Below are 14073 nucleotides of genomic sequence, written 5' to 3' on the forward strand. Positions count from 1 at the left end.
ACGCTTGGCATTGCGCGGTCGTTAATCGATTGTCCTTCTCCGGTGCGTTGGTTACCCCGGCCTGAATGAGCCGATCGATTTGGAAGGCATGCTCCGTAGAGATCCGGAGAAAGTGGCGCGCCTTGACACACCGGAGCCACGGCGGTGGGCTGATCCGTAATCTACCGGATGAGCGCACTTTCTTCGGCCCGCTTCGCGGGCGCGGAACTATCTTGCAGCTTCGGAACCCGGCCGGTCTCCGCGGCGATGCGAATAGCCGCGATATTGGCGGCATATTCGCCAGCGCTCTCGCCGCGAAACACGGCGGAGCCCGCGACCAGCGTGTCGGCACCCGCTGCAGCCACGGCCGCGGCATTGTCGCACGTGACACCGCCGTCGACCTCGAGCCGGATCGGCCGCCCGCCGATCATGGTCCTGATCCGCCTGATCTTGTCGATCTGCGATGCGATGAAGGATTGGCCGCCAAAGCCCGGATTGACCGTCATCACCAGCACGAGATCGATACGATCGAGCACATACTCGATCACCGCTTCCGGGGTCGACGGACAAAGGCTGACGCCAGCCTTGCTGCCGAGCGAGCGGATCGCCTGGAGCGAGCGCTCGAGATGCGCCCCCGCTTCGGCGTGCACCGTGATGATGTCCGCTCCGGCCTTTGCGAACGCCTCGAGATAGGGATCTGTCGGCGCGATCATCAAATGCACGTCGAACGGCTTCTTCGAATAGGGACGGACCGCCTTGATGACGTCGGCACCGAAACTGATGTTCGGCACGAAGTGTCCGTCCATGACGTCGCAATGGATCCAGTCGGCCCCAGCGGCGTCGATCGCGGCGACCTCCTCGCCGAGACGCGCGAAATCCGCGGCGAGGATCGATGGAGCGATCATGATCTCCTTCGTCATGGCACTGCACTCCGCGCATCCGCACCGCCGCTGAAGACTCGGCTCGCCAAGACGTCCATGGCATCGATGGTTTCGAGGTCGGCGACATCGAGCATGCGATCGAGATCGGACACCAGCCGATCGGCCTGCCGCAGGCGGATGCGGTCGACGGCGTTGCGGATCGAGCGCGCATTGGAGAAGAACGGCTGGATCCGGCGCAGCGCGATGTATTTCTCGAACGCCTCGCGCGCCGCGGCCGAGAAGCGATAGCCGCGCTCCTTCAGCATCAGCTCGGCGATGACGAGTAGCTCGGCCTCCGCATAGTCAGGGAATTCGATGTGGTGCGCGATGCGCGAGCGGAAGCCGGGATTGGAGGCGAAGAATTTCGTCATCCGCTCGCCATAGCCGGCGAGGATCACGACGAGGTCCTCGCGCTGGTTCTCCATCACCTGGAGCAGGATTTCGATCGATTCCTGGCCGTAGTCGCGCTCGTTGTCGGGACGATGCAGGTAATAGGCCTCGTCGATGAACAGCACGCCGCCCATCGCTTTTTTCAGGATCTCCTTGGTCTTCGGCGCGGTGTGGCCGATATACTGGCCGACGAGATCGTCGCGCGTCACCGAGATCACCTGCCCGCGCCGCACGAAGCCGAGCCCGTGCAGGATCCTGGCCATGCGCAGCGCGACGGTGGTCTTGCCTGTTCCAGGATTGCCGGTGAACGACATGTGCAGCGTCGGCGGCGCGGAGGCGAGGCCGGCACGCTGCCGGATGCGCTCGATCAGCAGCAGCGAGGCGATCTGGCGCACGCGGTTCTTGACCGGCTTGAGCCCGATCAGCTCCTGATCGAGCTGTAGCAGCGTCTCGGTGATTCCGGCGGCTTCAGCCTCCTTGCGGAGATCGAAATGGGTCTCGCTGTGTTCGGTCGTGGTTGCGTGGGGGACATCGAGCATGGCTACCCTCGAAGAAAAGAGCTTCGCCGCGAGCGAGGCGGCGAAGCAGTGGTCCGCCAGGATGCGGAGCAGGGAGAGCTCCGCGCGGAAGCGGATGACTCAAGCTGGCGCGTGCGCGGCCGGCTTTCGAACCGTGGTGTAGCGGACCGCACGGCCGCCGACCTCCTGCCGCACCAGCTCGAACTCCGTTTCTTGCTTCGGCCGGTTGACGAGGAAGGAGATCCGCACCGATTCCCAGCCGTGGCTGGCATCGAAGCCGCTGATGCGGATGTAGCTGTTACCATAGACCCTGCGGCACTCGGCGAGCTCCATCATCACGCCGGCAGCGTCCTGGAGATCGAACATCGGCAGGCCCCACATCTCCCAATAGGTGTTTCGGGGATGCGGATCGTCGGTGAACTCGATGTTCACCGCCCAGCCATTGGCGAGGCAATACTGCACCTGGCTGGTGATCTGCTCGTCGGTCAGATCCGGCAGGTACGAGAAGCAGCCTTGGGTGATCTTCATCTCAAATCTCCTCAGACGGTTTCCAGCGCGGTCGGCACGAAGTCCGGCGTGTCGGTGGATTGATAGTTGAAAGTGACGTCCTTCCAGACCTCGAGCGCGGCCTTCAGCGGCGTGCAGGTCTGGGCCGCCTTGGCCAGGATTTCCGGGCCCTCGTGGACATAGTCGCGGCCCTCGTTGCGGGCGAGGATCATCGCTTCCAGCGCCACGCGGTTGGCGGTCGCGCCGGCCGCAATGCCCATGGGATGGCCGATGGTGCCGCCGCCGAACTGCAGCACGACGTCCTCGCCTAACAGGTCGAGCAGCTGGTGCATCTGTCCGGCATGGATGCCGCCGGAGGCCACCGGCATCATCTTGTTCAGGCTCGCCCAGGACTGGTCGAAGAACAGGCCATGCTCGAGCTTGGTCGGGTTGAAGTCTTCGCGGCAGACATCGTAGTAGCCGCGTGTGGTGTTGGGATCGCCTTCGAGCTTGCCGACCACCGTGCCGGCGTGGATGTGGTCGACGCCGGCAAGCCGCATCCATTTGGCGATGACGCGGAACGACACGCCATGGCTCTTCTGCCGCGTATAGGTGGAGTGGCCGGCGCGATGCAGATGCAGGATCATGTCGTTGCGCCGCGCCCACTTGGCCATGGACTGGATCGCAGTGTAGCCGATCACGAGGTCGATCATCACGATCACCGAGCCGAGCTCCTTGGCGAACTCCGCACGCTCGTACATGTCCTCCATGGTGGCCGCGGTGACGTTGAGGTAGGTCCCTTTCACCTCGCCGGAGGCGGCCTGCGCGCGGTTCACCGCCTCCATGCAATAGAGGAAGCGATCACGCCAATGCATGAAGGGCTGCGAGTTGATGTTCTCGTCGTCCTTGGTGAAGTCGAGCCCGCCCTTCAGCGCCTCATAGACCACACGGCCGTAATTGCGGCCGGACAGACCGAGCTTCGGCTTCACCGTCGCGCCGAGCAGCGGCCGGCCGAACTTGTCGAGCCGCTCGCGCTCCACCACGATGCCGGTCGCCGGTCCCTGGAACGTCTTCACATAGGCGACGGGAAAGCGCATGTCCTCGAGTCGCAGCGCCTTCAGCGGCTTGAAGCCGAACACGTTGCCGATGATCGAGGCCGAGAGGTTGGCGATCGAGCCCGGCTCGAACAGGTCGAGATCATAGGCGATGTAGGCGAAATACGAGCCGGGTGAGCCCGGAACGGGATCGACGCGATAGCACTTGGCGCGATACTTCTCGGCCGCCGTCAGGCGATCGGTCCACACCACCGTCCAGGTAGCGGTCGAGGATTCGCCGGCAACCGCAGCAGAGGCCTCGATCGGGTCGACGCCCTCCTGCGGCGTCACGCGGAACAGCGCGATGACGTCGGTATCCTTCGGCGTGTAGTCGGGCTCCCAATAGCCCATGCGCTTGTATTCCATCACGCCGGAGCGATAGCGCTCTTTGCCGCGGACCGTGCCTGCATGTGCGTTCATGTCTCTCTCCTGCTCTTTTTCTCTGCTCTTTCTGGTTGTTAGGCCGCCACGGGCTCGCGGGCGTCGATGCGCGGATCGAGCTCGCCTGCGCGATAGCGCCGCGCCATCTCGCTCATCGGAATGACCTTGATCTTGCTAGCGTGGCCCGCAGTACCGAACTGCTCGAACCGCTCGCGGCACAATTCGCGCATTGCGTCCATCGCCGGCTTCAGGAACTTGCGCGGATCGAACTCGGAGCGCGCTTCCGCCGCCACCTTCCGGAACACCGCGGTCATCGCCAGCCGGCAATCGGTGTCGATATTGACTTTGCGCACGCCGCTCCGGATGCCGCGAACGATCTCCTCGACCGGCACGCCCCAGGTCTGCGGCATCTCGCCGCCGAACTGGTTGAACATGTCCTGCAACGGCTGCGGCACCGAGGACGAGCCATGCATGACCAGATGCGTGTTCGGCAGCCGGCCATGGATCTCCTCGACCACCCGCATCGCCAGGATATCGCCATCCGGCTTGCGGCTGAACTTGTAGGCACCGTGCGAGGTGCCCATCGCGATCGCGAGCGCATCGACCTTGGTGGCGCGGACGAAGTCGACGGCCTGATCCGGATCGGTCAAGAGCTGGTCGTGACCGACCTTGCCCTCGACGCCGTGACCATCCTCCTGTTCGCCGCCGCCGTGCTCGAGCGAGCCGAGCACGCCGAGCTCGCCTTCGACGGAAGCGCCGACCCAATGGGCGAGATCGACGACGCGGCGCGTGATCGCGACATTGTAGTCATAGTCGGCCGCGGTCTTGGCATCGGCCTTGAGCGAGCCGTCCATCATCACCGAGGTGAAGCCATGGGCGATGGCGGAAGCGCAGGTCGCCTCGTCATTGCCGTGGTCCTGGTGCATGCAGAGCGGAATGTCGGGATAGGTGCGCTCCAGCGCGTCGATCATGTGCGAAAGCATGACATCGCCGGCATAGCTGCGCGCGCCGCGCGAGGCCTGGATGATGACGGGCGCATCGACCGCGGCCGCCGCCTGCATGATCGCGATGCCCTGCTCCATGTTGTTGATGTTGAACGCCGGCACGGCGTAGCCGTGGCTGGCAGCGTGATCGAGCAATTGGCGGAGGGTAATACGGGCCAAGATTCGTCCTCCTTATTGGCTCTTGCGGGCCATCGCCCGGCGAGCCGCTTCCGCAATGCTTTGCGGTGTGATGCCGAATTCGCGGTACAGCACCGGCGCTGGCGCCGAGGCGCCGAAACCGCGCATGCCGACGAATTCACCGTCGGCGCCGATCCAGCGATGCCAGTCGCCGGCGACAGCGGCCTCGACACCGACACGCGGCGCGGTGCCGAGCACCGAGGCGCGGTAATCCTCCGGCTGCTCCTCGAACAGTGCGAAACACGGCGCCGAGACCACGGCGGCGCGAACGTGCTCGGTCGCGAGCAGGCGGGCCGCTTCCAGCGCGATCGAGACTTCCGAGCCGGTTGCAATGAGCGTCACGTCGCGGCCGCCATCCGGCGAGACGACGAGATAGGCACCATTCGCGACGCGGTTTCTGCCGCGCCCGTCGCTGCGGAATGTCGGCAAGGCCTGCCGCGACAGGCATAGCACTGAGGGGCGATGCTCCGCCGCGAGCGCGCAATCCCAGGCCTCCAGCGTCTCGACGGCATCGGCGGGGCGGAACACCAGCAGGCTCGGAATCACGCGCAGCGCGGCGAGATGCTCGACCGGCTGATGCGTCGGGCCGTCCTCGCCGAGGCCTATGGAGTCGTGCGTCATCACGTGGATGACGCGCAGCCGCATCAAGGCCGCAAGTCGGATCGCCGGCCGGCTGTAGTCGGAGAACGCCAGAAACGTGCCGCCATAGGGAATGAAGCCGCCATGCAGCGCCAGGCCGTTCATCGCTGCGGCCATGCCGTGCTCGCGGATGCCATAGTGGATGTAGTCGCCGGTGAACGCACCGCTCTTGACCGGCGCCTGCGCCTTGGCATGCGTCAGGTTCGAATGGGTGAGGTCCGCGGAGCCGCCGACCAAGCCGGGAATTGTTCCTGCGATTCCCTCGAGCACCTGTTGCGAGGCCTGCCGCGTCGCCAGCTTCGGCCGCTCGGATGCAAAGTGCTCACGCAATTTCGCCGCGGCCAGCGCATAGGCGGCGGGCAGAGCCACGGCTTTGCCCTCGACGAACAGGTCGCGCTGCTCCGGCGTCGCACCTTCGTAACGATCGAGCCAAGCGAGGCGGTCGACCTGCCCGCGCTGCCCGATCATCCGCCAAGCCTTGAGCACCGGGATCGGCACCACGAAAGGCTGATAGTCCCAACCCAGCGTCCGCCGCGCCGCTGCCGTCTGCTCGGTGCCGAGCGGCGCGCCATGCACTTTCTCGGTGCCCTGTCTACCAGGCGCGCCATAGCCGATGATTGTGCGACAGGCGATCAGCGACGGCTTCGCGGTCTCCCGCTCCTCCGCTATTGCCTGCGCCACCGCTTCGGGATCATGTCCGTCGACGCGGCGCACCGACCAGCCGGAGGCAGCGAAGCGCGCGAGCTGGTCGTCCGATGTCGCCAGCGAGGTCGGACCGTCGATGGAGATGCCGTTGTCGTCGAACAGCACGATCAGCCTGCCGAGCCCGAGATGACCGGCCAGCGAGATCGCCTCCTGGCTGAGGCCTTCCATCAGGCAGCCATCGCCCGCGATGACATAGGTGAAGTGATCGACGAGCCCATCGCCATGCCGCGCATTCGCCATCCGCTCGGCGAGCGCCATGCCGACCGCGGTCGCAATGCCCTGGCCCAGCGGTCCCGTCGTGGTCTCGACACCAGCCGTGTGGCCATATTCGGGGTGGCCCGGCGTCTTCGAGCCCCACTGGCGAAAGGCCTTGATGTCGTCGAGGCTGATATCGCCGCCGGTGAGATGCAGCAGCGCATAGAGCAGCATCGAGCCGTGCCCCGCCGACAGCACGAAGCGGTCGCGGTCCGGCCAGTTCGGATGCGCCGAGTCGAACTTCAGGAAGCGCGAGAACAGCACAGTTGCGACGTCGGCCATGCCCATGGGCAGCCCGGGATGGCCTGACTGCGCTGCCTCGATGGCGTCGACCGCGAGGAAGCGGACGGCATTGGCGAGATCGTTGTGCGTGACCGCATTGAGGTCGGCTTCGGCATGGACGGAGATGTTCATCGGAGTTTCTCCCGGTTCACTTCAGGCTGCGCTTGCGCTCGATCAGCTGCATGATCAGTGGCGTCAGGATCAGCTGCATGGCCAGGTCCAGCTTCGCGCCCGGGCACACGATCGAATTGGCCCGCGACATCCAGCTCTGCGGCAGCATCGAGAGCAGATAGGGGAAGTCGATACCGCGCGGATTCTTGAAGCGGATCACCACCATCGATTCGTCCGGCGTCGGGATCCAGCGCGCGATGAACGGATTGGAGGTGTCCACGGTCGGGACGCGCTGGAAGTTGATGTCGGTCTCGGTGAATTGCGGGCAGATGTAGTGGATGTAGTCGGGCATCCGCCGCAGGATGGTGTCGGTGACCGCCTCGGTCGAATAGCCGCGTGCGCTGCGGTCGCGGTGCAGCTTCTGGATCCATTCGAGGTTGATGACGGGCACGACACCGATCTTGAGGTCGGCATAGCGCGCGACGTTCACCTTATCGGTGACTACGGCGCCGTGCAGGCCCTCGTAGAACAGAAGGTCCGAATCCTCCGGCAGCTGCTTCCAGTCGGTGAAGGTGCCTGGTGCCGCGCCATGCAGCGCCGATTCCTCGGCGTCGTGGACGTAGTGCCGCGTCACCGCGGTGCCGGTCTCGCCGTAGTCGCGGAAGGCGCGTTCCAGCTCCTCGAACAAATTGGTCTCGGGGCTGAAATGGCTGAAGTGCTTGTTGCCGCGCTCGGCCTCCTTCGCCATCTGCGCACGCATCTCGGCACGATCGTAGCGGTGGAAGGCGTCGCCCTCGATGTAGACGGCGTTGACCTTCTCGCGGAAAAAGATCTGCTCGAAGGTCTTCTTGACGGAGGTGGTGCCGGCGCCGGAGGAGCCGGTGATGGAGATGATTGGATGCTTCCTGGACATCGGACGCCTCGCTCAGAGCCGGAAGAATCCGCGCCGCGCGAACAGCGGCGCCGAGACGCTGGCAACCAGCAGCGGATCGCAATGCAGCTCCTCAACGCGCCGCACCTCGTTGCTCGAGCCCATGATCAGCGGCACGCGCTGGTGCAGGCTCTGCGCCGATAGATCGAGGATGCGCTCGCGCCCGGTCGAGGCCGAGCCGCCGGCCTGCTCGATGATCATCGCCATCGGGTGCGCCTCGTAGGTCAGGCGCAGACGGCCGTCGCCGTAGCCGGGCCGCGCATCGGAAGGGTAGAGAAACACGCCGCCACGGGTGAGGATGCGATAGGCCTCCGCGACCAGCGACCCGATCCAGCGCATGTTGAAATCGTGGTTGGCGGGCCCGTCGACGCCGGCGAGGCATTCGTCGATGAAGGCGCGCACCGGCGGATCCCAATGCCGGCGGTTCGAGGCGTTGATCGCGAACTCCTCGCAGGCTTCGGCGATCTGCACGCCGCTGCGCGCGAAGCGGAAGCAGCCCGCCTTGCGATCGAGCGTGAAGATGTCGACGCCGTCGCCGAGCGTCAGCACCAGCGAGGTCTGCGGGCCGTAGGTGACGAAGCCCGCCGCGAGCTGCGCCGAGCCGCGCTGCTGAAAGGCCAGTGAGAGATCATCGGGGGCCGGCAAGATCGAGAAGATCGTGCCGACGGTCATGTTGATGTCGATGTTGGAGGAGCCGTCGAGCGGATCGATCGCGATGCAGATTCGGCCCTGACGATCGACGATCTGGGCCTCGCGCATCTCCTCCGACGCCAGCGCCGCGATCGGCAGCCGGCCGAGGCAGCGGCGCAGGATCGCGTCCGCCTGGACGTCGAGGTCGCGTTGGAGATCGCCGTCGCTGTTGCGTCCGGTGGTCAGGCCCGAGGCGTCGGCGAGATCGCCGCTGGCGATGAGATCGGCAATCTCGACCGCCGCGGCCGCGATGGCATCGACCGCGGCTGCCACGGCCAGCGCATGCGGCGCGGTCTCGGAATACCGTTGAAGGTGGTCGTCCAGCCTGAGTTGCCCGGTCATCTGCGTCCATCCCCTTTGTCGGTGCCGCATCCATTTCCTCCCGGTGAGAGGCAGGTAGCGGTCAGTGCCGACATCAGGAGATTGACAGGGGCGGCTTAATAAGGAAAATTTCTAATTATAATGAGCCTCAAAGAATTTTCTTATAATGGCGCCGGCCATGCAGCGGCCCAGCTCCGGCATCTGACGATCCGGCAGCTGCGCTCGCTTGCGGCGCTCTCGGCCAAAGGCAGCGTGACGGCGGCGTCGAGCCATCTCGGGCTGACCCAGCCGGCCGTGACCCAGCAGCTGCGGCAGCTGCAGGACCTGGCCGGCCTGCCCCTGGTGCAGCGAACCGGCGACGGCATGCTGCTGACGGAAGCCGGTAGGGAGGTGCTGGCGCTGGCCGAACGGGTCGAAGCCGCGATCACCGATTGCCAGGGCGCGCTCGACCTGCTCGCGGGGCGGACCGGCGGCACCGTGCATCTCGGCGCGGTCTCGACCGCCAAATATTTCGTGCCGCACGCGATCGCGGCGTTCTCCAAGCGCTACCCCAAGATCGAGATCAAGCTCACCATCGGCAATCGCGAGGAGATCCGCGAGGCGATGCACGGCTACGACCTCGACTTCGCGGTAATGGGTCGGCCACCGGCCGACGTCACCGTCGACGTCCGCCAACTCGGGCGCAACCCGCACATCATCGTCGCGCGCAAGGGCCATTGGCTTGAGAAGGATTCCGGCCTCAGCCTGACCGATCTCGTGCACGAGACCTTCCTCACCCGCGAGCCCGGCTCGGGCACGCGGACGCTGATGGAGGGCATGTTCCAGAAATCGGATCTCGAGCCGATCATCGGCATGGAGATGAGCAGCAACGAGACCATCAAGCAGGCGGTCATCGCCGGGCTCGGCATCGCCTTCATCTCGGCTCACACCGTGGCGCATGAGCTCGCCGAGGGCCGGCTCGTCGTGCTCGACGTCGCGGGCCTGCCGATCGTGCGGCAATGGTACGTGATCCGCCGCAGCGACAAGGTGCTGCTGCCGCCCGCGCAGGCGATGTTCGATTTCCTCGGCTCGGAAGGCTCGAATTATCTGCCTGATTTGCCCGAGCTAGGCGGACGATAGCCGGCCTTCGCTCAGCTCATCAGCTTCATGGCGAGCGTCGCCGCCAGCACCACGATGATCTGGAGCAGGCGCTCCGTCGTGAAGATGCGGTTGAAGGTGGTCATCGCGTGCCCCGGCCGACGTGAAGAAGAATCTCTCGGCCGTTGCTAGCACAGAAGGATGCGGAGACAACTCCGTAGTTGCCCGTGGCGGTCGCGCCTTCGGCGAGCCGGTTCAGGGCGCGCCGATGGCCGGGATCAGGCCGCGAGCGGGGCGGTGTGGTCCGTGCGCGAGGCGAAATAGGCTTCCAGCTCCGACAGCGCCCGCGCCTCCCACTCGCTCGCCTGCTCCAGCAGCGACCAGCTCTGGCCCGGGCGGAACGCTGCGGTCTGGCGATAGAGCGATGCGATGCCGCGGTAGCGGCGCACGTTCTCCAGGATGGCGTGACCGTTCATGTCCGAAAACTCCCTCGTCATTCCCGCGGGAGAAACTGCGGCCAAATCTTTTTCGAAAAGTTAGCGGCGCGCGGCAAGTTCGCGGATGGTTGCCGGACTGTTGCTCGGGCGCAACGCGCGCGGCGCGATCTATTGCGGATTCGTTGCCGCGCTCTCGCCCGAAGGCTTCAGCCCGCCGCTTCTGACGATTGTCATCGTCGCGCGGCAGAGATCGGCAAGGCCGATCAGGAGGACGGCAAGAAGACAGAACAGGTTGATGGAATCGGCATGCGCGCTGGTCAGCGCATTGAGCTCGAAGAACGGCGGGATGAACGCCCACCACACCAGCGGCACGGTGAGCAGCGCGGCGAATGCCGCCGCCGGTGCACCCGCCATAAGCGCAAGCACGAACAGGCCGGGCAGGAACGCTGCGAAATAGAACTTTGCGCCGAGCAGGACGCAGATGCCCTGAACCACGGCCGACACCGCGACGACGGCGAGCCCGAGCAGAAACGCCCCCCACGACCATGGCCGTACCCGCCGTGCGCCAAATAGCCCCGCACGTTTCATCAGCATCCCCCTGCCGCCCGTTAACCAGGTGCGTTGCGACGAAAGTACTACAACCGCAACCAATCCGCGAGATGGAAATTGCGTCATCGCGAGGTCGGTCGCACCGTTCCGGCGACGGCCGCTACTCGGTCTGCGCGTAGAGCAACCCCGCGACGGGCAAAGCAAGGCCAATGGCCGATGCGAGCGTCCAGCCGCCCTGTGCGAACGCCCAGGCTCCGACCGCAGAGCCGACCGCGCCGGCGGCGAAGAACGTCGCCATGTAGAGACCATTGAGGCGACTGCGGTGCTCGTGCCCGAGCGCGAAGATGGCGCGGAAGCCCAGCACCACATTGCCCTGGACGCCGATATCGATCGCAATCGCGGCCACCACCAGACAGGCGAGGTTCAGCATCGAGCCGGACGCGCCGATGGAGGTCACCAGGAAGCCGGCGGCCGTGAGCAGCATCGCGACCAGCGTCGCGATCCGGCTATGGCCGCGGTCCGCGAGGCGCCCGGCGATCGGTGCTGCGAACACGCCGGCGACGCCGGCCAGCGCGAACAGCGCGATGCCGCGCTGGGAGAAGCCGAACTCGCCGGCGAGCTGGAGCGGCGCCACCGTCCAGAACAGGGTGAAGGCGCCGAACAGGCTCGCCTGATAAAGTGCGCGGCGCCGCAGCAGCGGCGTGGCCCGCACCAGATCCGGCATCGACAGCAGCAATTGGCCGTAATGCATCCGCGTGACCGGCTTGCGCTTCGGCAGCGTCATCCAGAGCACGGCTGCGAGCACGATCATCAGCGCGGCGGAGGCGAAGAACACTGCGTGCCACGACAGCAAGGCGGTGACGAAGCTCGACACCGGACGCGCCAGCATGATGCCGAGCATCAGGCCGGTCGAGACGTTGCCGACGACGCGGCCGCGGATGGCTTCAGGCGCCAGATGCGCCGCATAGGGGATGATGATCTGCACCGCGACCGAGCCGAGGCCGATGAACAGTGCGGCGAGCAGGAACGGCAGCGCATGGGTTGCGAACGCCGCGGCGAGCAGCGCCGCGGCGCCGAGCATGATCACCGAGCAGATCAGCGCGCGGTTCTCGACGAGATCGCCGAGCGGCACGATCAGCAGCAGCCCGGTGCCGTAGCCGATCTGCGTCATCGTCACGATCAGCCCGCTAGCTGCATGCGACAGGCCGAGCGCGGCGCTGATCGGGGCGATCAGCGGCTGCGCATAATAGATGTTGGCGGCGACCATGCCACAGGCCGCGGCAAGCACGAAGGTCAGGCGCTGCGACACCGCATCTGGCCCCGGCGCGGTCTCGATCGTGGCATTCATCGTCATTCGCATGGTCTCCAGGTAAGGCGCTGGGAATGGCCATCAGGTAAGGTATAAGGAATGGTCATTCCCTATTCTGACAAAAAATTCAGGCGAGCAGCTTCATTGCGGCGCCGACGAGACGCTCTTCGTCGAGCGGCAGACGCGCCTTGCCGACGACGCGCATTCCCTGCGTGATGCAGAGCATCAGCCGCGCGGTGTCGTCGGCTACGACATGGCGGGGGATCGAGCCATCGGCCTGTCCGGCGCGGATGAGGCCGGCGATGAAGCTCTCGTTGCTCGCGAGCTGCGCACTGACGCGGGCGCCAACGACCGGATCGAGCGCGGACAGCTCGACCGCGCTGCCGACCACGAGGCAGCCGCGCCGCCCCTCGATTCCCCGGGAGTGCTCGACATAGGACAGCAGCACGTTGCGGATTTGCTCGCGGCCGTTTGCACCACGCGCCGCCGCGCTGCGGGTCTGCTGCTGGCGCAGGGCCGTGTAGCGCTCGAAGGCGGCGAGAAACACCGCATGCTTGTCGCGAAACGCCTTGTAGATGCTTCCCGTCGCGAGCCGCATCGCCGCAGTGAGGTCCCCGATCGAGGTGGCATGATAGCCGCGCTCGCGAAACACACGCACGGCGCGGTCGAGCGCGGTGTCCATGTCGAATTCCCGGGGACGGCCGGGCAGACGGGCGGCAGGCCGGGAGCGGCGGGCAGTCTTTTGCATTGCGGGATAATAGGGAACGAACGTTTCCGAATAAACACACGTGGTCGTGAAGCGAAGGAGAGAGCGTCACCCCCTCCGCGGCACCGGCGTCCCATCCGCCATGATCGTCACGCCCTTCCGCTCGACGATCATGCCGTAGGCGCGCGGCTGGCGGTGCACGTCGAAATTGAAGGTGGTGCGCTTGTAGGAATTGCAGAGATCGAGATCGCAGCGCGCCAGCGCGATCTCGTCGCCCTTTGTCGTGCAGGCCGCAATGATCTCGCCCGAGGGCGCGACGATGCAGCTGCCGCCGATTTGGTGGACGCCCTCCTCCACACCGGCCTTGGCGACGCCGACAACGAAAGTGCCGTTCTGATAGGCGCCGGCCTGCATCACCAGATGATTGTGGAACAGCGAGAGATCGTCATGCTCCGGCGCGGGCGGATTGTGCACGGGCGTGTTGTAGCCGATCAGCACCATCTCGACGCCCTGCAGGCCCATCACGCGATAGGTCTCGCTCCAGCGGCGGTCGTTGCAGATCGCCATGCCCATCACGCCGCCGAAGGCATCGACCACGCCGAAGCCGCTGCCGGGCTCGAAATAGCGCTTCTCCAGATGCTGGAATTCGCGCCACGGTTCGTGCTCGGCATGGCCGGGCAGATGCACCTTGCGATATTTCAGGACGATCGCGCCGCTCTTGTCGACCAGGATGGACGTGTTGTAGCGCCTGACGATCCCGGCCTCGAGCGTCAGCTCGGCATAGCCGAGGCAGAAGCCGATGCCGAGCTCACGGGCGAGATCGAACAGCGCCTGCGTCTCGGGACCCGGCATCTCGCGCTCGAAGAAGCTGTCGATCTCGGCCTGGTCCTCGAAGTACCAGCGCGGAAAGAACGTGGTCAGCGCCAGCTCGGGATAGACGATCAGGTCGCAGCCGCAGGCCCGCGCCTCGCGCATCAACGCCATCAGCCGCGCCACCACCGCGGTCCTGGTCTCGCTCCTCGCGATCGGTCCGAGCTGGCCGGCTGCAATGGTCACAATTCTCGTCACGCGTCATTCCTCATCTTTTTCGAGTGCGCCCGGCCCGAGCCTAT

The 14073-nt window shown here is 65.7% G+C and carries 14 protein-coding genes; 1 reads left to right on the top strand and 13 read right to left on the bottom strand.

What is annotated here, in order from left to right; genetic code table 11:
• Positions 1–161: 161 nt before the first annotated feature.
• The 8 genes from rpe to I6F17_RS01890 form a co-directional block, all read right to left on the bottom strand.
• Positions 162–899 (bottom strand): ribulose-phosphate 3-epimerase, encoded by a 738-nt coding sequence (gene rpe / locus I6F17_RS01855; RefSeq protein WP_225123811.1) that lies wholly within the window; start codon positions 897–899, stop codon positions 162–164.
• Positions 896–1828 carry a CbbX protein gene (cbbX, locus tag I6F17_RS01860; RefSeq protein ID WP_036038198.1) on the bottom strand — a complete coding sequence of 311 codons (933 nt, stop codon included), beginning with the start codon at positions 1826–1828 and terminating at the stop codon, positions 896–898. Before cbbX ends, rpe begins: the two co-directional genes overlap by 4 nt.
• 99 nt (positions 1829–1927) lie before the next feature.
• Positions 1928–2335 carry a ribulose bisphosphate carboxylase small subunit gene (locus tag I6F17_RS01865; RefSeq protein ID WP_036030009.1) on the bottom strand — a complete coding sequence of 136 codons (408 nt, stop codon included), beginning with the start codon at positions 2333–2335 and terminating at the stop codon, positions 1928–1930.
• 11 nt (positions 2336–2346) lie between these two features.
• Positions 2347–3807: a form I ribulose bisphosphate carboxylase large subunit gene (locus tag I6F17_RS01870; protein ID WP_036003865.1), complete on the bottom strand. Its 1461-nt coding sequence runs from the start codon at positions 3805–3807 to the stop codon at positions 2347–2349.
• A gap of 38 nt (positions 3808–3845) precedes the next feature.
• Positions 3846–4931, bottom strand: coding sequence for a class II fructose-bisphosphate aldolase (gene fba, locus I6F17_RS01875; protein ID WP_225123812.1), 1086 nt, complete (start codon positions 4929–4931; stop codon positions 3846–3848).
• Between the two features lie 12 nt (positions 4932–4943).
• On the bottom strand, positions 4944–6962 hold the full coding sequence (gene tkt, locus I6F17_RS01880; RefSeq protein ID WP_225123813.1) for a transketolase: 2019 nt from the start codon (positions 6960–6962) through the stop codon (positions 4944–4946).
• Between the two features lie 16 nt (positions 6963–6978).
• Entirely contained in the window at positions 6979–7854 is an 876-nt protein-coding gene (locus tag I6F17_RS01885; protein ID WP_036003856.1) for a phosphoribulokinase, read from the bottom strand.
• Between the two features lie 12 nt (positions 7855–7866).
• A complete protein-coding gene (locus tag I6F17_RS01890; RefSeq protein ID WP_225123814.1) occupies positions 7867–8904 on the bottom strand; it encodes a class 1 fructose-bisphosphatase in 1038 nt (345 codons plus the stop codon).
• Between the two features lie 120 nt (positions 8905–9024).
• Here I6F17_RS01890 and I6F17_RS01895 point away from each other — a divergent pair, with 120 nt between their 5' ends.
• Positions 9025–10002, top strand: coding sequence for a LysR family transcriptional regulator (locus I6F17_RS01895; RefSeq protein ID WP_036038207.1), 978 nt, complete (start codon positions 9025–9027; stop codon positions 10000–10002).
• A 236-nt stretch (positions 10003–10238) separates the two neighbouring features.
• On the opposite strand, the gene I6F17_RS01900 is transcribed toward I6F17_RS01895, so the two are convergent.
• The 5 genes from I6F17_RS01900 to I6F17_RS01920 form a co-directional block, all read right to left on the bottom strand.
• On the bottom strand, positions 10239–10436 hold the full coding sequence (locus I6F17_RS01900) for a hypothetical protein (protein ID WP_036003876.1): 198 nt from the start codon (positions 10434–10436) through the stop codon (positions 10239–10241).
• Positions 10437–10565: 129 nt separating this feature from the next.
• Positions 10566–10985: a hypothetical protein gene (locus tag I6F17_RS01905; protein ID WP_036003874.1), complete on the bottom strand. Its 420-nt coding sequence runs from the start codon at positions 10983–10985 to the stop codon at positions 10566–10568.
• A 121-nt stretch (positions 10986–11106) separates the two neighbouring features.
• The gene (locus I6F17_RS01910; protein WP_225123815.1) at positions 11107–12300 is read right to left on the bottom strand and encodes an MFS transporter; all 1194 of its coding nucleotides are present in this window, start codon (positions 12298–12300) and stop codon (positions 11107–11109) included.
• Between the two features lie 82 nt (positions 12301–12382).
• Positions 12383–13003, bottom strand: coding sequence for a TetR/AcrR family transcriptional regulator (locus tag I6F17_RS01915; protein WP_346656978.1), 621 nt, complete (start codon positions 13001–13003; stop codon positions 12383–12385).
• 66 nt (positions 13004–13069) lie between these two features.
• Positions 13070–14029 carry an N-carbamoyl-D-amino-acid hydrolase gene (locus tag I6F17_RS01920; protein ID WP_225123817.1) on the bottom strand — a complete coding sequence of 320 codons (960 nt, stop codon included), beginning with the start codon at positions 14027–14029 and terminating at the stop codon, positions 13070–13072.
• Positions 14030–14073 lie beyond the last annotated feature (44 nt).

This window comes from Bradyrhizobium sp. NBAIM18, assembly GCF_020193825.1.
GTDB lineage: Bacteria > Pseudomonadota > Alphaproteobacteria > Rhizobiales > Xanthobacteraceae > Bradyrhizobium > Bradyrhizobium yuanmingense.

Coding starts and splice junctions, on each gene's coding strand:
- rpe (WP_225123811.1), bottom strand. CDS start 899: ATGACGAAGGAGATCATGATCGCTCCATCGATCCTCGCCGCGGATTTC.
- cbbX (WP_036038198.1), bottom strand. CDS start 1,828: ATGCTCGATGTCCCCCACGCAACCACGACCGAACACAGCGAGACCCAT.
- I6F17_RS01865 (WP_036030009.1), bottom strand. CDS start 2,335: ATGAAGATCACCCAAGGCTGCTTCTCGTACCTGCCGGATCTGACCGAC.
- I6F17_RS01870 (WP_036003865.1), bottom strand. CDS start 3,807: ATGAACGCACATGCAGGCACGGTCCGCGGCAAAGAGCGCTATCGCTCC.
- tkt (WP_225123813.1), bottom strand. CDS start 6,962: ATGAACATCTCCGTCCATGCCGAAGCCGACCTCAATGCGGTCACGCAC.
- I6F17_RS01885 (WP_036003856.1), bottom strand. CDS start 7,854: ATGTCCAGGAAGCATCCAATCATCTCCATCACCGGCTCCTCCGGCGCC.
- I6F17_RS01890 (WP_225123814.1), bottom strand. CDS start 8,904: ATGACCGGGCAACTCAGGCTGGACGACCACCTTCAACGGTATTCCGAG.
- I6F17_RS01895 (WP_036038207.1), top strand. CDS start 9,025: ATGAGCCTCAAAGAATTTTCTTATAATGGCGCCGGCCATGCAGCGGCC.
- I6F17_RS01900 (WP_036003876.1), bottom strand. CDS start 10,436: ATGAACGGTCACGCCATCCTGGAGAACGTGCGCCGCTACCGCGGCATC.
- I6F17_RS01905 (WP_036003874.1), bottom strand. CDS start 10,985: ATGAAACGTGCGGGGCTATTTGGCGCACGGCGGGTACGGCCATGGTCG.
- I6F17_RS01910 (WP_225123815.1), bottom strand. CDS start 12,300: ATGACGATGAATGCCACGATCGAGACCGCGCCGGGGCCAGATGCGGTG.
- I6F17_RS01915 (WP_346656978.1), bottom strand. CDS start 13,003: ATGCAAAAGACTGCCCGCCGCTCCCGGCCTGCCGCCCGTCTGCCCGGC.